A 17,127-nucleotide genomic window follows, 5' to 3' on the forward strand; every position below is an offset into this window, starting at 1 on the left:
CGTCCTTACCGCGGGCCGGGCGGCAGCGGGGCGGCCGCTTCCTCGTCGTCGTCCTGCTCGGGGCGGCGCGCGCCGAGCGTGAAGACGTGCAGGAGGACCAGGCTCGCGCCGAGGAACACCTCCGACTTGCTCACGAGCTCGGCGCGGCGGTGGACGCGCTCGAGCTCCATGCCGAGCTCCCCCTCGCCGCGCCGGACGCCCTCGCGGTGGAGCGCCGCGATGCGGGGGGTGAGCGCCAGGCCGACGTACGCGGCGCACCCGGCCAGCACCATGGCGACGACCCGGCGCACGCGCGCCGCGCGGCCGGCGCCCAGGCGGTACGCGGCCCAGGTGCGCGCCACCTCGGCGCCGAGGAGGATCACCGCGGCGCCGAGCGCGAATTGATCGAAGCGCGCGAACGCCGCGCTCATCGCGTCACCGGAGAAGGGGGCCGGGGCGAGCCGGAAGACGAACGGGGCAGCGCAGGCGCCCAGCGCCACGATGCCGCCGACCCAGGCCCCCGCCGCGAGCGCGGCCACGCTCGCGGCCACGCGATCGATGAGGGAGCGGCGCGACGCGGCGCGCTCTTCGGGGCTCGGGGCGAGGTCCGCCTCGCTGAACTGGGCTTCATCGTTCATGCATCCACCTCGGCAGCGAGGACGGCGAGCGCCTCCTCGACGGCCCCCTGATCGGCCTTCCGCTCGTCTCCCCGCATCGCCGCGATCGCGGGGCGGGCGGCCGAGAGGCGGGCGCGACCGGCGGCCGCGACGGCGAGCGTGCGCTTGTGGCGGTCCCACGCGCCGAGCTCGCTGAGGATGTCGCGGATGGCCCGCTCGTGGCCCATCCGCGCGAGCGCGACGCGCGCGTGCCAGCGCAGCGGATCGCGGCCGAAGCCGAGCCTGAGCCCGAACGCGCGCCGCTCCAGGGCGCTCCGCGAAGCAGCGAGGCCGAGCTCGCCGCAGAGCTCGATGGCCGCGGCCTCGTCCTCGTGATCGACGCCGTGGAGCTTTCCTCCCACGATCTCGGCGAGCACGGGGTGGCCCACCGGATCGCCGAAGCGCGCGGTGACGACCGCCGCCGCTGCCCGGACGAGCGGGGACGCGTGGCCGAGCAGCGCACGGGCCCGATCCATGCCAAGCGGTGGCAGCTCGCCGCTGGACTCCCCCAGCTCCTCGAACATCCGCAGCGCGATGTGGCAGACGAGCGGATCGTCGTCGTGGGTGGCCTGCATGATGGCCTCGATCGCGTCGGCCTGCTGGGCGCAGACGCGCGGGAACGCGATCACCGCCTGGAACCGCACCTCGGGCCGCTCGTCCGAGAGGGCGCGCTGGAGCCGGCCCGTGGCCCGCATGTCGCCGATTTCACCGAGCGCCGTGATCGCCATCTGCCGGACGTAGGGATCCACGTCCTCGACGGCGAGGAGCAGGGCCGGGAGCGCCTCGACGGCCTTCGTGTCGGCGAGGGCGATGGCCGCCGCCGCGCGGACCGCCGCGTGCTCATCGACGCGGAGCGCGCCCTCGATCGCGCGCACGACCTGCTCCCGTGCCGTCGCGGCATATGGGACGAGGTCGCTCACGGCCTCCGCGCGCACGGCGGGCTTCTGCGAAGCGACGTCGCGCAGCGCAGCCTCGAGCGTCCTTTTCGCGGGGGCCGGTCCGAACACGCGGCCAACGCTAGCACGGTCGATGCGCAAAGCCGGGCCGCACCGAGCGGCGCTCAGCCGCCGCCCGAGCCGCCAGCGCCACCCGAACCGCCACCTTCGCCGCCCGAGCCGCCGCCGCCTTCGCCACCCGAACCGCCGCCAGCGCCGCCCGAGCCGCCACCTTCGCCACCCGCGCCGCCACCACCACCCGCGCCGCCGCCGCCTCCCGCGCCCGAGGCCGTGTACGTGGGCCATTCCTCCGGAACTCCCGACTGTTCAGGAGCGGCCCTGCACACGCCAGGCCCGCTCTCGGCGTCGCCCGGCGGCTCGCTCGACGCAGACGGCGGGTTCGGCAGGCAGGCCCTCGAGCCGTCCGGCCTAGCGTCGACGATCGCGGCGTTGCGTTCGCCCGGCGCTATCCCCGCAGCCCCCTGGATGTTGCCCAGAGCGACGCACGAGTAGCCGCGTCGGCAGTCGTCGTCCTCATCGCAGGTGGCCATGCAGAAGGTCCGCTCGAAGCGCGGCCAGCGGACGTTCTCGAGCTCGCTGCACGCCGGATCGATCACCGGGTTGAACGCGACACAGACGCTGCTGCCGGAGCAGCTGTCCGGCTCGCAGTTGAAGACCGTGCAGTAGCCGCCAGGCTGCGTGCCATCGCAGAGGAGCTGCTGCTCTGCCTGCACGCAATCGAGCGACGAGGTGCACGGATCGCCGATCTGGGGGCCACATCCGGCGAGCAGCGAGGATGCGCCAAGGAGGGCGAGCAGGAGGGCGGGCTCGGTGAGGCGGAGCATCGAGGAGGCCGCTTAGTACCGGCAGGGGCGCCCGCGCGCAAGCGCAGGCCCACGACGCCCACGACGCCGTCCCGGAACCGGCGCTGGCTTCCGCCCGAATTGACACCTTGCGGTCAGGCCTCTACAAACGAGCGGACCGGGGTGACCCCGGAGAACGAAGCGAAGGCCATGGCGACTTACATCACCGAAGACTGCATCAACTGCGGCGCCTGCGAGCCCGAATGCCCGAACGAAGCCATCAGCGAGGGCGACGAGATCTATGTGATCGATCCGGAGCTCTGCACCGAGTGCGTCGGCTTCTATGATCACGAAGCGTGCCAGGCCGTGTGCCCGGTCGAGTGCTGCCTGCCCAACCCGCAGATCGTGGAGACCGAGGAAGTCCTCATCGCGCGCGCCGTCAGGCTGCACCCCGACGATGGGGAGCTGAAGAAGCGGGCCGCCGCCAACGATTACCCCTCGCGCTTCCGCAAGTAGCGCGCCTCTTCGCGCACCATCGCGTCGCCTCATCTGGCCGCGCTTCCCATGCCTCCGCCGGCACCGTCGGTTCAATGCGGCGCCCGGGTCACACGGTGATCCGGCGCTGGGCCGCAGTGGTTCTCGCTGGTGCCTGCGCGGGCTGCCATGGCAGCGGTCCGCTGCTCCACCCGGCCCACGTCCTCCGTCCCGGCGCCGTGCGCCTCGGCGGCGGCCTGTCGGGTGACATGGTCGTCGCCGGAGCGACGGACGCAGGGGCGAGCACCACAGGCCCGGCGGCGGCGGCGGAGGGCGCCGCGCGGCGAAAGCTCTCCGAGATCACCGTGTCGCCCGGCGTCGCGCCCTGGGCCAGCGCCCGCGTCGGGATCGAGGGCGAGAACGAAGCGGGGCTGACGTACACGGGGCGAGCCATCCGGCTCGACGGGCGCCACGCATTCCCGCTCGGCGACGCGGCCCTGTCGATCGGCCTCGGCGCCTCGGCGCTGCTCGCGGGCGGGCCGGGCCCCAGCGCAGAGGGGATCGACGTCCACGGCGCAGGGCTCGACGTCCCTCTCCTGCTCGGCTTCCGGTCGGACGCGGATCTCTACGCGCTCTGGTTCGGTCCCCGGCTCGGCTTCGAGCTCCTCGGCGGCGCGGTGCGGCTGCCCGCCGCCGGAGCGGCGCTCCGAGGACCGCCCGTCGACGCGTCGGGCCAGCATCTCCAGCTCGGGTTCGTGCTGGGCGTCCGCGCGGGGTTCCGCCATGTGCACGTCGCGATCGAGGCCACCGCGACCTACCACCACGCCGAGGGCGAGATCGCCGGCGATCCGGTCGCGATCGATCAGGGCACCGTCGCCCCGGGCGGCGGCCTCACGGTCACCTTCTGACACGGTCGAAATAAACGCAACGACGTTGCAACGTCGGCCTACGCCACGTTCGGAGCGTTCCCAGACGTAACAAAGCGTGACAAGCCGCGGTAAAGCGCAACAAAACGTAGCAAAACGTAATCATACGGATTCCCCGCCATTTTCGGTGGCAAGCACAGGCGCTTGCCCGGCCGGAGGACCCGTCTTAGACTCGGATCTATGCGTCCCCACGGCGCCCTCGCCACCTCATGCCTGCTCGCAGGTGCGGCTCTCGTCGGCTGTTCGGCGCCTGTCGCGGGCGACGCGACGGAGGTCAACGGGGTGGTCACCCAGGGGGTCGTGCGCGTCGAGCGCGCGATCAACCTGAGCCGGGACGCCGCCGCGACCACAGCCCCCGGTGAGCTCGACGAGGCCGCGCTTCCGAGCGCGGGCGCCGAGGGTGCGGGGGCGGTCACGAACGTGCTGGCGAAGTTCATGCGGCTCTCGTCCGCGATGGATCCCGAGCTCGCCGAGGGGGCCGTCGGGAAGCCGTTCGTCCTCCCCTCCGCCGGCAGCTGCATGGTCCTCTCGCCCGCCGCCGACGACGAGGCGAGCAGCTTCAGCTCGCTCAGCCCCATCGAGCTCCTCGACGCGGGCGACGTGACGATGAAGACCGAGAGCACCGAGATGCCGCTCGCCGCCCGCGCGTTCCCGGACGTGGGCGCCCTGGTCTTCGGCGTGTTCTACACGTCGCGCGACGCCACCAGCGATCTGCCTGCGCCGGCGCGGTACGTGTTCGAGAGCTCCGGCTCGGGGCAGCTCGACCGGTTCGCGTTCGAGGCCGATGCCCCCGCGGGTCCCGAGGAGGTGCGCATCGGCGACGCCGAGCTGGCCGACGGCGTCGATCTCGACGCAGGGGTCGGCGCGGTCGTGCAGTGGCGCGCGGGCGAGAGCGGCGAGGCCAACCGGGCGCGGGACATCATCTACATCGACGTGACCTCGGCGCACGGCGCGACCGTGCGGTGCGCGTTCAAGGACACCGGGAGGGGCGTGATCCCAGGCTCCTTGCTGGATCCCTCGACGCTCGGGCCTCTGCCGGCGAACGCGACGCTCGCCGTGCACCGGACGCGGCAGGTGCCGTTCAACACCTCGGGGATCGACCTCGGCGAGGTGCGCTTCGACCTCTCCGTGAACGGCCGAGCGCGCATCGCCGCGCGCTGACGGCGCTCCGACCGACATCGGCGTGGCGTACGAGGATCTGCGACGTCGCGCGGCCGAGCTCGCTGCGATCGGGCAACGCGACCGCGGCACCGCGCTCCTCGCGGCGGCCGGCGATCACGCGGGCGCCTCCGAGCTGCTCGAGCGCGTCTGCGACTTCGCCGGCGCGGCCCGGGAGGCGCTGGCAGCCGGGGACCCGGCCCGCGCGGCGCTGATGGCCGCGCTCGGCGGCGACGAGGCGCTCGCGCGCGAGGCGCTCGAGCGGATCGCCGCCACGTCGCCCCGCGACGCCGCGCTGCGCGCCGCCGCCGACCTCGCGGCGCGCGGGTTCTCGCGCCACGCGGGCGCGCTGTTCGCGGCGCTCGGCGCTCACGCGGCGGCCGCGGAGGCGTTCACCGCGGCCCACGACGCGTGCCGCGCCGCCGAGAGCTTCGAGCTCGCCGGCCGCCCAGCCGACGGCGCGCGGGTGCTCGAGGCCGCGCTCCGCCGCCGCCCGGGCGACGCAGCGGCGTGGCTCGCGCTGGGCGAGCTGCTCGCGCGCCACGGCCGCACCGAGGCCGCCGTGCGGGCGCTCCAGCAGCTGCCGCCCGCCGCCGCCGAGCGGGCGCGCGCGCTGCCGCTGCTCGGCCGCTGCCTGAGCGAGCTCGGGCTCGAGGACGCCGCGCGGACCGTCCGCGAGGAGCTCGCGCGGCTCGAGCCGCCCGGCCAGGAGGCGCTCTCGTCGCGAGGCGCCGCTCCCGGCAGCGCCGCCGCGGGACCTCCTCCCGCGGGCCCCGCGCCCGTCGGGCCGCTCCTCTTCGGGCGCTACGAGACCCTGCGCGAGGTCACGGCCACGCCCCACGCGCGCGTGGTGGAGGCGCGCGACCGGATCACGGCGGAGCGCGTCGCCGTGAAGATCTTCGCGGGCGCGGCGTTCGGAGCGGGCCGCGACGCGCTCCTCCGGTTCGAGCGCGAGGCGCGCGCCCTCGCCCAGCTCCGGCACCCGAACGTCGTCGCGCTCCGCGCGTACCACCCCGAAGGGCCAGCGATGGTGCTCGCCTGGATGACGGGCGGGTCCCTGATCGAGCGGCTGCGGGGGGATCCGGTCACGCCCGCGCGCGCCGTCGAGATCGCGGGCGCGCTCCTGTCCGCGCTCGGCGAGGCGCACCGCCTCGGCATCCTCCACCGCGACGTGAAGCCGAGCAACGTGCTCTTCGACGAGATCGGGACGGCTCACCTCGCGGATTTCGGCGCGGCGCACCTCGGGGATCTCTCGTCCACCGCCACGGCGGGCGCGATCGGGACGTTCGCGTACATGTCGCCGGAGCAGCGCATGGGCCGGCCGGCAACGCTGGCGAGCGATCTGTACGGCGTCGGCGCGGTGCTCGCCGAGCTGCTCACCGGAGAGCCGCCCGCCCCCGCCGTGCGCGGGCGGCTCGATCCCGCGCCGAGCGAGGTCCATCCGGACCTCACGGCGGCCCATGACGCGGCCGTGGCGGCGCTGCTCGCGGAGGACCCCGCCGCGCGGCCGGCCGACGCGTTCGAGGCGCGGCGCGCGATCACCGCGATGGCCTGGCCAGAGCGCCCGCGGCCGCGGCGGTCGCGCGGGAGCGGCCGGCCCCGATCGAGCGACGCGCCGCCCGCCATGGCGGCCCGGCTCGCGGCGACCCTGGAGGTCGGCGACGGCCGGGACACGGAGGGGCGCTGGCACGACGCCTGGCTCGATCGCGACGTCCTCGTGCTGCAGCTCGACGACGCGACCCTCGCCCGGGCCCGAGCCTTCGCGCGCGCCGGCCACGCGGCCTTGACGTCCGTCCTCCGGGTCGATCTCGCGAGCGGTGAGGTCTGGGTGGCGCTGCCCCAGGGCCGCGCGCTCGCCGACGAGGCGCGCGCGCTGACCAGGGCCCAGCGCGCGCGCCTCGGCGAGGCCATCGCGGCGCTCCACGCGGCCGGAGGCGCGCACGGGTGCATCGACAGCCAGCACCTTTACGTCCACGACGGCGAGCTCACGCTGGCCTACCCGCGCGAGGCTCCCGGCGACGTGGAGGAGCTCGCGGCGCGGGATCTCGCGGCGCTCCAGGAGCTCGACAGGAACGCGCTGGACGAGCTGTAAACGCGCTGGACGAGCTCTAGAGGAGCTCGACAGGAACGCGCTGGACGAGCTCTGGCTCGATGAACCAGGGCGGAGGCAGCGCCACACGCGAGGCCCGCGATGCGCGGGCGCGGGGTGTCCGGCGCGCCGGCTCAGTTCGGCGGAGACGGGGCGGGCGGCGGCGCCGGCTGCGTCGGCGAGATGCGCCCGCCAGGCGAGGTGCAGGTGCCCCCGTACTCGTCGCGCTTTGTGATGTCGTAGCAGCAGTAATCGCCGTCGTACTCGGCCTCGCTGTCGACCGACTCGACCTCGCCGCCGCACGAGTCGCTTCCGAAATAGGCGAGCGCCTCTTCCTGGGAGGGGCATGCCCCCCCGTTCTCGGTCCACTCGATCTCGGTGTAGTCGAAGCACCCGACCTTGCCGCACCCCGCGGTCGCGAGGGTGAGCGCCAGGGCTGCGAGCTGGAGGGCCCGGACCGGACAACACGCGAGGGCCGAACGGATCGTCGAGATCATGGATTCTCCCGGACACACGGGCGCTGCGCGCGCCCCGAGCAAGCATACTCCGGTTCGGACGAAGCCGGCTGCCCCGGAGAGGATCGAGCAGGCTCGCGTCGCGAGGCGGCGTGCGCCTCGCCTCGCCGCGCGGCGCGGCGGACGCCTCGCCTTCTGGTCGATCCGGACCGGGTGGAGTACACGACAGCATGACGACCGGAGAGCAGGGGGCCCGGGTGGTGCGCGCGCCGCGGGGAAGCGAGCGGAGCTGCAAGGGGTGGATCCAGGAGGCCGCGCTCCGGATGCTCCACAACAACCTCGATCCGGACGTCGCGGAGCGCCCCGACGATCTCGTCGTGTACGGCGGCACCGGGAAGGCGGCGCGATCGTGGGAGGCGTTCGACGTGATCGTCCGCGAGCTCCGGGAGCTCGCGGACGACGAGACGCTCCTCGTGCAGTCGGGCAAGGCGGTGGGCCGCTTCCGCACGCACCCGGACGCCCCCCGCGTGCTCCTCGCGAACTCGAACCTCGTGGGCCGGTGGGCGACGTGGGACGAGTTCCGCCGGCTCGAGGCGCTCGGCCTGACCATGTACGGGCAGATGACCGCGGGCTCCTGGATCTACATCGGCTCGCAAGGGATCGTTCAGGGCACCTACGAGACGTTCGTCGCCGCGCGGAAGGCGCACACGACGCGCGCCCCGGGCGGCGGGCGCTGGGTGCTCACCGCGGGGCTCGGCGGCATGGGCGGCGCGCAGCCGCTCGCCGCGACCATGGCGGGCATGGCCTGCCTCGGCGTCGAGATCGACCCGGCGCGCATCGAGAAGCGGCTCCGCACCCGCTACGTCGACGAGCGCATCGACGATCTCGACCGCGCCCTCGACGCCGTCCTCGAGAGCGTCCAGCGCGGGGCGCCGCGCTCGATCGCGCTCTGCGGCAACGCCGCCGACGTCTACCCGGAGCTCGTGCGCCGCGGCGTCACGCCCGACCTCGTCACCGAGCAGACCGCGGCGCACGATCCGCTCGTCGGCTACGTCCCGCCGGGGCTCACGCTCGAGCAGGCGGCGGAGCTCCGCGCCCGCGATCCCGGGGAGTACGTCGCGCGCGCGAAGGCGGGGATGCGCATGGAGGTCGAGGCGATGCTCGCGATGCAGCGGCGCGGGGCCGAGGTCTTCGACTACGGCAACAACATCCGCACCTGCGCGATGGAGGCGGGCGCCGAGGACGCGTTCGCGATCCCCGGCTTCGTGCCGGCGTACGTGCGCGAGCTGTTCTGCCAGGGCAAGGGCCCGTTCCGGTGGGTCGCGCTCTCGGGCGATCCCGAGGACATCCTCGCCACCGACCGCGCGGTGCTCGAGGCGGTCCCGGGCGACGCCGATCTCCGCCGCTGGATCGAGCTCGCGGAGCAGAAGATCGCGTTCCAGGGGCTCCCGTCGCGGATCTGCTGGCTCGGCTACGGCGATCGCGCGAAGGTCGGGCTCGCCTTCAACGAGCTCGTCCGCGCCGGCCGGGTGAAGGCGCCGATCGTGATCGGGCGCGACCACCTCGACTGCGGGTCGGTCGCGTCGCCGTTCCGGGAGACGGAGGCGATGAAGGACGGCTCGGACGCGATCGCCGACTGGGCGATCCTCAACGCGCTCGCGAACACGGCGGGCGGCGCGTCGTGGGTGAGCTTCCACCACGGCGGCGGCGTCGGGATCGGCAACTCGCTGCACGCCGGGATGGTGATCGTCGCCGACGGCACCGAGGCCGCTCGGCAGAGGCTCGAGCGAGTGCTCACCATCGATCCGGGGATGGGGATCATCCGGCACGCCGACGCGGGCTACGAGACGGCGATCCACGTCGCGGAGGAGAAGGGCGTCCGGGTGCCGCACCGGGCGGGGTGACCGGCTCCGCCGCGCCCTCGAGGGCGCGCAGCCGCGCGATCTCCTCCAGGTAGCCGCGCCGCTCCTTCGCGAGCGGCGGCAGCTCGATCACCGCCGGCACGCGCGCGAGCCGCGCGTCGTTCGCGAGGCGCCAGAACGGCGCGAGCCCCATCTCCCCGTCGCCGACGCGCTCGTGCCGATCGACCCGCTGGCCGAGCGCCGCCTTCGAGTCGTTCACGTGCATGCACCGCAGCCGATCCAGCCCGAGCAGCCGGCCGAAGTCGCTCCAGAACCGCTCGTAGCCGGCCTCGCTCCGGAGGTCGTGCCCCGCCGCGAAGGCGTGCTGCGTGTCGATGCAGACCCCGAGCCGCGACCCCTCCGGCCCGGCGCGCTCGATCATCGCGGCGATCTGATCGACGCGGTCGCCGAGGGTCGACCCCTGCCCGGCCGTGTTCTCGATGCACAGCTGCGCGCGGAGCCCCTTCCCGCGAGAGAGCACGATCGACAGGCTCTCGCCGATGCGGTCGAGGCCGACCTCCTCGCCGAGGCCGCGGTGCGCGCCCGGATGGAACACGACGAAGTCGATCCCGAGCGCGTCGCACCGCGCGAGCTCCTGGAACAGCGCTTCCCGCGAGCGCTCGAGGATCGCGGCGTCGTCAGCGCACAGGTTGATGAGGTAGCTCGCGTGGGCGAGCGTTCGACCCGCGCCCGCGCCGGCCCAGGCCGCGCGCGCGGCGCGAAACGCGGCGATCTGCTCCGCGCTCAGCGCCGGCTCCCGCCACTGGCCCGAGACCTTGGTGAAGATCTGCACCGCCTCGCAGCGGTCCTCCCCCGCCAGCGCGATCGCGCGGTGAAGGCCGCCAGCCACGGACTCGTGCGCGCCGAAGATCATGGGCCGCACTGCTTGGGGCGATTCCCCGCCGCCGGCAAGGCATTGCCCCGAGCCCACCGGATCTGCCACGGCCCCCGCCATCCGCGCGCCCCCACGCGCTCCGACGCGCTCGCACGCGCTTCCACGTAGGAGAGCAACGCCCGAGCCACCTCGTCCGTCCTCGGCGATGACCCCGATTTCGCGAGCAAATCGAGCAAACCGTATGCCGGGAGGGCGCGAACCCCGGTTCGCGGCACCTCACCCTTGACGCGTTCCTGCCCAGGCGCGAATTGAGCGGCCTTCCTGGAGTCTCGATGAGCCATATGGGTGTTACGAACGGGGCCGGCGCCGGAGAGGCAGTGCCGGGGTCGCCGGGTGCGGCCAAGGGCGAGCAAACCGCGGCGGCCCCGCCGCTGGTGCCGTCGCATGTGCTCTCGGGCAAGCGGCTCGTGGTGGTCGGAGGGACCGGCTTCCTCGGCAAGGTCTGGCTGGCCATGCTGCTCGCGAGGTTCCCGGAGATCGCCCACATCTACCTGCTCGTCCGGGCCAAGGAGAACCAGTCGCCGGAGGAGCGCTTCTGGTCGCAGATCGTGACCTCGCCGGTCTTCGACCCGATCCGCGAGCAGTACCCCGGGCCGGCCTTCGAGGAGTACCTGCGGCAGAAGATCACGCCCATGAACGGCAACGTCGGCCAGCCGCTGCTCGGGCTGGGCGACCGCGTCGGGGAGCTCACGGGCAACATCGCCGCGGTCGTGAACGTGGCCGGCGTCGTCGACTTCAACCCCCCGCTCGACGAGGCGCTCGAGGTCAACGCGTTCGGCATCAGCAACCTCGTCGAGCTCGCGCGGACCCTCGGGGCCAAGGTGATGCACACGAGCACCTGCTTCGTCGCGGGCTACCGCTCCGGGCTCATCGAGGAGAACCACCCGGCCGAGATCCCCTTCCCCCGCGCCGCGGGCGAGACGTGGTTCGGCGCCGCCTGCCCGAAGCGGACGCTCGATCGGTCGCACTGGGATCCGCAGCGCGAGATCAGCGAGTGCCTCGACCTCGTGCAGCAGGCGCGCCAGCGATGCGAGGACGCCTTCCGGCAGAGCGCCTTCCTCGACGAGGCCAAGGCCAACCTGGCCGCGCGCAGCGAGCCGTGCCGGGGCAGCGCGCTCGAGAACGAGCTCGCCAGGGTGAAGCGCAAGTTCATCAAGGACCGGCTCATCGAGGCCGGCAAGGAGCGCGCGCTCTTCTGGGGGTGGACCAACATCTACACCTACACGAAGAGCATCGGCGAGCAGGTCCTCGCGAGCTCCGGGCTGCCCTTCACCATCGTCCGCCCCGCCGTCGTGGAGACCGCGGTCGAGTTCCCGTTCACCGGCTGGAACGAGGGGATCAACACCTCGGCGCCGTACCTCTACCTCGCCTCGAAGGGGCAGGTGCAGTTCCCGGGCGACCACGACGTGCGGCTCGACCTCATCCCGGTCGACATGACCGCGAGCGGCATGATCGCCTCGCTCTGCGAGCTCATCGAGGGCCGCGCGCCCGCGGTGTACCAGTACGGATCGACCGACACGAACGGCTGCCGCGTGACGCGCTACCTGGAGCTCGCCGGGCTCTACAAGCGGCGGCAGGTGTTCGAGGGGAAGAAGACCTCGCTCTTCGACGTCGTGTCGTCCCGCTTCGAGCCGCGCGGGCTGACCCGGCAGCAGTACGGCGCGCACGGCGCGCGCGCCATCGAGGGCGCCCTCCGCGGCCTGGGCGGCCTGCTCAAGACGGCGAGCGTCGGCCCCGCCGCGGCCCTCCTCAAGCCGGCGGCGGCCGCGCTGGAGAACGCCGCCAGGACCGAGCAGAAGACGGCCGCGCTCCTCGAGGTCTTCATGCCGTTCGTCGCGGAGGGCGACTGGGTCTACTCCTGCGCCAACACGCGCGCGGCGATGGCCCGCATGCCCCCCGAGGAGCGGGCGCGCTTCGTCTGGGCGCCCGAGAAGATCGACTGGCGTGACTACATCTGGAACGTCCACCTCCCCGGCCTGGAGAAGTGGGCCTTCCCGCTCATGGAAGAGATGCTCCGCCGGGAGATCAAGCCGCTCCGGCCCTACGACAGCCTGGTCGACCTGCTCGATGAGGTCGCGGAGCGCTTCGATCACGCGCTCTCGGTGCAGCGGTTCGAGCAGGACGGGCTCTCGCGCACGAGCTACCGCGAGCTCCGCGACGCGGCCTGCATGACCGCCGCGCGCCTCGCCGCGCTCGGCGTCCGCCGCGGCGATCGCGTGGCGCTCTCCGGCGCGAACCAGCCGGCGTGGCCCGTCGCCTACTTCGGCATCCTCCGCGCAGGCGCCGTCGCCGTCCCGATCGATCCCGGGCTCGACGCGAAGGCGTTCGCGGACGTCCTCCGCTCGTCGACGGCGAAGGTCGTCCTCTGGGACAGCGTCGTGGCGGAGAAGCTCGGCGCCGACGTGCGCGCGGCGCTGCCGAACCTTGTCGCCTTCGACATGGTCGGGTTCGCCGAGGGCCAGGTGCCCGACCTGGGCCCGGCGTCCGGCGACGGGCTCGCGCCCCCGGACGTGCGCGTGGGCAGCCAGGACGTCGCGAGCGTCGTCTACACGAGCGGCACGACCGGGGAGCCGAAGGGCGTGCTGCTCACGCACGGCAACTTCACGGCGCTGCTGGCCTCGCTGGCGCCGCTGTTCCCGCTCAAGGCGAGCGACCGCGTGCTCAGCGTGCTGCCGCTCCACCAGACCTTCGAGGTCACCTGCGGCCTGCTCCTGCCGCTGTCGCAGGGCGCGCGGATCATCTACCTCGACGAGGTCTCGGCCGATCGGGTGAGCGACGGGCTGAAGAAGGCGCGCGTCACGGCGATGGTCGGCGTGCCCGCGCTCTGGCAGATGCTGGAGCGCCAGATCGTCGCGAGGGTGAAGGAGCAAGGGCCCGCCGCGGCCACCGCGTTCAGCTGGGCCATGGAGCTGAACCGCATGCTCGGCAAGAGCCTGGGCCTGAACGCTGGGCGCCTGTTCTTCGGCAGCGTCCACGACGCGCTCGGCGGCAACGTCCGCTTCCTCATCTCGGGCGGCGCGGCGCTCCCCAGGGACACGGCCGCCGTGTTCAAGGGGCTCGGGCTGCCGCTCGCCGAGGGCTACGGCCTGACCGAGGCGGCGCCGCTCCTGACCGTCACCAAGCCCTCGCCGGCGGCGAGCCCGGGGAACGTCGGCAAGCCGATCCCCGGGGTGAAGATCAAGATCGCGAACCCGGACGCGAACGGCGTCGGCGAGGTGCTCGCGCGCGGCCCCAACGTCATGAAGGGCTACGCCGACGATCCGGAGGCGACCCAGGCGGCGCTCGACGCGGACGGGTGGCTCCGGACCGGCGATCTCGGCAAGCTCGACAAGCAAGGGCGGCTCGTCCTCGTCGGCCGGCAAAGCGAGGTCATCAGCGCGGCGAAGGGCGAGAACCTGTACCCGGCCGACATCGAGCGAATGCTCGGCAAGGTCGAGCACGTCAAGGAGCTCGCCATCGTCGGGATCGACAACGGCCGCGGCGGCGAGCAGGTCGCCTGCCTCGCCGTCCCCACGGCGCCGGGCGCGAAGGACGGCGAGGACGACGAGGCGCTCGCGCGGGCCAAGCAGCACGAGCGCGCGCTCGACGCGCTCCGGACGGCGATCCAGGCGCTGCCCAAGCCGTGCCACCCCATGGCCGTCCACCTCGACGACGCCGACCTGCCCCGCACCGCGTCCGGTCAGGTGAAGCGCTCCGAGGTGAAGGCGATCGTCACGCGCCTCGCCGCCGAGGCCGCCGCGACCGGCGCGGGCACGGCGGCCGTCGCGCAGGACGCCGGCGCGGCGACCGCAGAGCCGAACGCGCACGGCGTGGGTGACGAGCCGATCCACATCCCCCGCCCGGTGGCCGACTTCGCCAAGCACTGGATGAACAAGGTCCAGTCCGGCTTCTACGGGAACGTCATGCGCCCGAAGGTCTACGGGCGCGCGTTCATCCCGCACAACCGCAACACGATCGTCGTCTCGAACCACGCGAGCCACCTCGACATGGGCCTCGTGAAGTTCGCGCTGGGCAGCTACGGGGACGGCCTCGTGTCGCTGGCCGCGCAGGACTACTTCTTCGAGGGCAACCGCTGGCGGCGCGCCTACTTCGAGAACCTCACGAACCTCGCGCCCTTCGACCGCAAGGGCGGCCTCCGCACGGCGCTGCGCCAGACCGGCGACATCCTGGATCGCGGGCGGACCGTGCTCCTCTTCCCGGAGGGCACGCGCAGCCCCGACGGCGGCATCCTCGAGTTCAAGCCGGCGATCGGGCACCTCGCGCTCACGCACAACGTCGACATCCTGCCCCTCTACCTGGGCGGCACCTTCGAGGCGCTCCCCAAGGGGCGCACCGTCCCGATCCGCCGCGACCTCGTCGCGCGCATCGGGCCGCCGCTCGCGATCGGCGACCTCCGGCGGCTCACCGCCGGGATGAAGTACGCGGTGGCCTGCCGCAAGGTCGCGGAGCTCACGCAGCTCGCCGTCATCAAGCTCAAGGACGGCGGCGCCCTCGATCTGAGCCGGGTCGAGAGCATCGATCAGGCCGCCACCACCACCAAGGAGCACCCGCTCACGCTCCTGTTCCGCGAGCTCGAGTCGAAATACGTGGCGGGGCGGGTCACCCAGCCGATCACCTACTACGTGACGCTCGGCACGGAGGACGAGGCGAAGTGGACGCTGCGGATCGACCCGGCCAGCTGCGAGGCGCGGATCGGTAAGCCAAGCCAGCAAGCGGACTGTGTCCTCAAGACCACGCCCGAGATATTCACCAAGATCGTCCGCGAGGCCTACACACCGAGCCCGATGGAGTTCATGACGGGCCTCGTGAAATCGAACGACATCTCCCTCCTGCAGACCTTCCAGAAGGTTTTCGACCTCGCATGAGCCGCTATCTCGTCACCGGCGCGACCGGCTTCCTGGGATCGCACCTCGTCACGGCGCTCCGTGGGGGTGGCCATGACGTGGTGGCGCTCTGCCGAGCCGAGGCGCCCGCGCTCGCCGCGCAGGGCGTGGAGCTTCGCCGCGGAGACATCCTCGACGCGGCGTCGGTGCGCGGCGCCGCCGAGGGCTGCGACGGGGTGTTCCACTGCGCCGGGCGCGTCTCGCGGCGGCGCGAGGACGCCGAGGCGCTCTACCGGACGCACGTCGAGGGGACCAAGATCACCCTCGACGCCTGCCGGGACGCGGGGGTGAAGCGCGCGGTGATCGCGAGCACGAGCGGCGTCGTCGCGGTCAGCAAGGATCCGAACGACGTCCGCGACGAGACGGCGGCGACGCCGATCGACCTCATCGCCGGCTGGCCCTACTACCGCTCGAAGCTGTACGCCGAGCGCGCGGCGTTCGATCGCAGCGGGCCCGGCTTCGAGGTCCTCGCCGTCAACCCGAGCATCCTGCTCGGCCCGGGCGACGTCCACGGCGCCTCGACCGGGGACATCGTGAGCTTCCTCGAGCGCCGGCTCCCCTTCACCCCCGCGGGCGGCCTCTCCTTCGTCGACGCCCGCGACGCGGCCCAGGGCATGGCGCTGGCGATGGACAAGGGCCGCCCGGGCGAGCGCTACCTGCTCGGCGCCGCCAACATGAGCCTGGAGGTCTTCTTCCGCCGCCTCGCGCGCATCTCGGGCGTCCCGGCCCCCGCCCTGCGGCTGCCGCGGAGCATCGCGCTCGCGAAGGCGGGCGCGCACCTCATCGAGCAGGCGCGGAAGCGGCTGCCGTTCGATCTGCCGGTCGATCCGGTGTCGGCCGAGATGGGCCAGCACTTCTGGTATCTCGACGCGACCAAGGCCCGGCGCGAGCTCGGCTGGACGCCGCGCGACCCGCTCGAGACCCTCGCGGACACGGTCGCCGATCTGCGCGCCCGCGGCGTGGTCTGGCCGCAAGCGTAGGTGGAGCGCGGCGCGCGGCCTCGTCGCGCCGGGCCGATCCCCGCTCAGATGGCCCGGCGGAGCGGGGTCGGCGGGAACAGGTCCTTCATGTCGAGCGGGAGCTGACCTCGGAACCCCTCGATCTCCCCCGCGGACACGCTGTCCGCGACGGCCTCGCAGATCGCCTGCAGCACGAAGCCGGCGGCCTCGCGGTCCATGCGCAGCTCGCGCGCGACGTCGGCCTCGATGGTCGCCGTCGTGATGCGCTTGTCCGGCCCGTCGAGGAACGGCTCGAGCGACGGGTGGAGCTTCGAGGGCAGCTGCGCGACGAGGTGCCGCGCCTCCTGGGGCGTCACCCTGCGGCAGAGGCAGCCGAGGACGATCTGGAGCGCGAGCTCGGCGCGGTCGCGCTGCTGGAGGCCGCTGTGGCGCTCGACGGCGTGGATCAGCCGGCCATAAGCGCTGTCAGCGCGCGCCTTGCGCCGGGTGAGGGCGCGCACGCGGCCGTGCGAGCGCTCCGGGCGCGCGGTCCCCTCGGGGTGCAGCGCGCCTTCCGGCTTGAAGCGGGCGGCCACCTCGAGCTGCGCCTTCACGACGGAGCCGGCGGCCTCCGCGTCGATGATCCCATCGGCGAGCAGATCGTCGAGGGTCACGAGGCCGACGGGCCGCCCTTGCTCGGTCACCGGCACGCGCCGACACGCATGATCGCGCATGGTGCGCACGGCGTCGTCGATCGACGCGTCGAGCTCGAGCGTCGCGATCTCGTCGGACATGATGTCGCGCAGCATCGTGCTGCGCGCGTCGAGGTCGCCTGCCACGATCTCCAGCGCGATATCGCGGTCGGTCACGATGCCGGCGAGGCGCTGGCCGTCGTGGACCAGGACCGCGCCGACGTGGTTGTCCATCATCGCCCTCACGGCGTCATAAGCGGTCGAGCGCGGGCTAAGAACGATCATTCGCGGGCGTCGGTACTCTTCGAGCGACATGGCGAGTCCCTCCCCTGGGCAACGCATT

At 73.3% G+C, this 17,127-nt stretch carries 13 protein-coding genes; 7 read left to right on the forward strand and 6 right to left on the reverse strand.

Annotated elements, in window-relative coordinates; all coding sequences use genetic code 11:
* Nucleotides 1-5: 5 nt before the first annotated feature.
* Genes WMF46_RS42985 through WMF46_RS42995 form a run of 3 tightly spaced genes read right to left on the reverse strand, consistent with a single transcriptional unit; the run spans nucleotide 6 to nucleotide 2,415 of the window.
* A complete protein-coding gene (locus WMF46_RS42985) occupies nucleotides 6-617 on the reverse strand; it encodes a DUF4149 domain-containing protein (protein WP_437982517.1) in 612 nt (203 codons plus the stop codon).
* Nucleotides 614-1,642, reverse strand: coding sequence for a HEAT repeat domain-containing protein (locus tag WMF46_RS42990; protein ID WP_437982518.1), 1,029 nt, complete (start codon nucleotides 1,640-1,642; stop codon nucleotides 614-616). Before WMF46_RS42990 ends, WMF46_RS42985 begins: the two co-directional genes overlap by 4 nt.
* A 53-nt stretch (nucleotides 1,643-1,695) precedes the next feature.
* Nucleotides 1,696-2,415 carry a hypothetical protein gene (locus WMF46_RS42995; protein WP_437982519.1) on the reverse strand — a complete coding sequence of 240 codons (720 nt, stop codon included), beginning with the start codon at nucleotides 2,413-2,415 and terminating at the stop codon, nucleotides 1,696-1,698.
* Nucleotides 2,416-2,583: 168 nt separating this feature from the next.
* On the opposite strand from WMF46_RS42995, the gene WMF46_RS43000 reads away from it, so the two are divergent.
* The 4 genes from WMF46_RS43000 (at nucleotide 2,584) to WMF46_RS43015 (ending at nucleotide 7,023) form a co-directional block, all read left to right on the forward strand.
* Entirely contained in the window at nucleotides 2,584-2,889 is a 306-nt protein-coding gene (locus WMF46_RS43000) for a YfhL family 4Fe-4S dicluster ferredoxin (protein WP_012240614.1), read from the forward strand.
* A gap of 116 nt (nucleotides 2,890-3,005) precedes the next feature.
* Nucleotides 3,006-3,755, forward strand: coding sequence for a hypothetical protein (locus WMF46_RS43005; protein WP_437982520.1), 750 nt, complete (start codon nucleotides 3,006-3,008; stop codon nucleotides 3,753-3,755).
* A 198-nt stretch (nucleotides 3,756-3,953) separates the two neighbouring features.
* Nucleotides 3,954-4,934 carry a hypothetical protein gene (locus WMF46_RS43010; RefSeq protein WP_437982521.1) on the forward strand — a complete coding sequence of 327 codons (981 nt, stop codon included), beginning with the start codon at nucleotides 3,954-3,956 and terminating at the stop codon, nucleotides 4,932-4,934.
* Nucleotides 4,935-4,956: 22 nt separating this feature from the next.
* Nucleotides 4,957-7,023 carry a protein kinase domain-containing protein gene (locus WMF46_RS43015; RefSeq protein WP_437982522.1) on the forward strand — a complete coding sequence of 689 codons (2,067 nt, stop codon included), beginning with the start codon at nucleotides 4,957-4,959 and terminating at the stop codon, nucleotides 7,021-7,023.
* A 131-nt stretch (nucleotides 7,024-7,154) separates the two neighbouring features.
* Here the strand turns inward: WMF46_RS43015 and WMF46_RS43020 are convergent, their stop codons facing one another.
* Nucleotides 7,155-7,517, reverse strand: a complete 363-nt coding sequence (locus WMF46_RS43020; RefSeq protein ID WP_437982523.1) for a hypothetical protein — start codon at nucleotides 7,515-7,517, stop codon at nucleotides 7,155-7,157.
* 188 nt (nucleotides 7,518-7,705) lie between these two features.
* Between WMF46_RS43020 and hutU the strand changes: the two genes are divergently transcribed.
* Entirely contained in the window at nucleotides 7,706-9,379 is a 1,674-nt protein-coding gene (gene hutU / locus WMF46_RS43025; protein ID WP_437982524.1) for a urocanate hydratase, read from the forward strand.
* Here hutU and WMF46_RS43030 read toward each other — a convergent pair.
* Nucleotides 9,294-10,250, reverse strand: coding sequence for a deoxyribonuclease IV (locus WMF46_RS43030; protein ID WP_437982525.1), 957 nt, complete (start codon nucleotides 10,248-10,250; stop codon nucleotides 9,294-9,296). The two genes, hutU and WMF46_RS43030, sit on opposite strands and share 86 nt — an antisense overlap.
* 302 nt (nucleotides 10,251-10,552) lie before the next feature.
* Here WMF46_RS43030 and WMF46_RS43035 point away from each other — a divergent pair, with 302 nt between their 5' ends.
* On the forward strand, nucleotides 10,553-15,136 hold the full coding sequence (locus tag WMF46_RS43035) for an AMP-binding protein (RefSeq protein ID WP_437982526.1): 4,584 nt from the start codon (nucleotides 10,553-10,555) through the stop codon (nucleotides 15,134-15,136).
* On the forward strand, nucleotides 15,133-16,134 hold the full coding sequence (locus WMF46_RS43040; RefSeq protein ID WP_437546634.1) for an NAD-dependent epimerase/dehydratase family protein: 1,002 nt from the start codon (nucleotides 15,133-15,135) through the stop codon (nucleotides 16,132-16,134). Before WMF46_RS43035 ends, WMF46_RS43040 begins: the two co-directional genes overlap by 4 nt.
* 44 nt (nucleotides 16,135-16,178) lie before the next feature.
* Here the strand turns inward: WMF46_RS43040 and WMF46_RS43045 are convergent, their stop codons facing one another.
* Nucleotides 16,179-17,126 (reverse strand): DUF2267 domain-containing protein, encoded by a 948-nt coding sequence (locus tag WMF46_RS43045; RefSeq protein ID WP_437982527.1) that lies wholly within the window; start codon nucleotides 17,124-17,126, stop codon nucleotides 16,179-16,181.
* Between the last annotated feature and the right edge of the window lies 1 nt (nucleotide 17,127).

Origin of the sequence: Sorangium sp. So ce117 (assembly GCF_051524395.1) — a bacterium.
Lineage (GTDB): Bacteria > Myxococcota_A > Polyangia > Polyangiales > Polyangiaceae > Sorangium > Sorangium cellulosum_B.

Bases quoted from the DNA above. Each gene is read 5' to 3' on its own strand.
- WMF46_RS42985 (WP_437982517.1), bottom strand. From the start codon at position 617: ATGAACGATGAAGCCCAGTTCAGCGAGGCGGACCTCGCCCCGAGCCCC.
- WMF46_RS42995 (WP_437982519.1), bottom strand. From the start codon at position 2,415: ATGCTCCGCCTCACCGAGCCCGCCCTCCTGCTCGCCCTCCTTGGCGCA.
- WMF46_RS43000 (WP_012240614.1), top strand. From the start codon at position 2,584: ATGGCGACTTACATCACCGAAGACTGCATCAACTGCGGCGCCTGCGAG.
- WMF46_RS43010 (WP_437982521.1), top strand. From the start codon at position 3,954: ATGCGTCCCCACGGCGCCCTCGCCACCTCATGCCTGCTCGCAGGTGCG.
- WMF46_RS43020 (WP_437982523.1), bottom strand. From the start codon at position 7,517: ATGATCTCGACGATCCGTTCGGCCCTCGCGTGTTGTCCGGTCCGGGCC.
- hutU (WP_437982524.1), top strand. From the start codon at position 7,706: ATGACGACCGGAGAGCAGGGGGCCCGGGTGGTGCGCGCGCCGCGGGGA.
- WMF46_RS43030 (WP_437982525.1), bottom strand. From the start codon at position 10,250: ATGATCTTCGGCGCGCACGAGTCCGTGGCTGGCGGCCTTCACCGCGCG.
- WMF46_RS43035 (WP_437982526.1), top strand. From the start codon at position 10,553: ATGGGTGTTACGAACGGGGCCGGCGCCGGAGAGGCAGTGCCGGGGTCG.
- WMF46_RS43040 (WP_437546634.1), top strand. From the start codon at position 15,133: ATGAGCCGCTATCTCGTCACCGGCGCGACCGGCTTCCTGGGATCGCAC.
- WMF46_RS43045 (WP_437982527.1), bottom strand. From the start codon at position 17,126: ATGCGTTGCCCAGGGGAGGGACTCGCCATGTCGCTCGAAGAGTACCGA.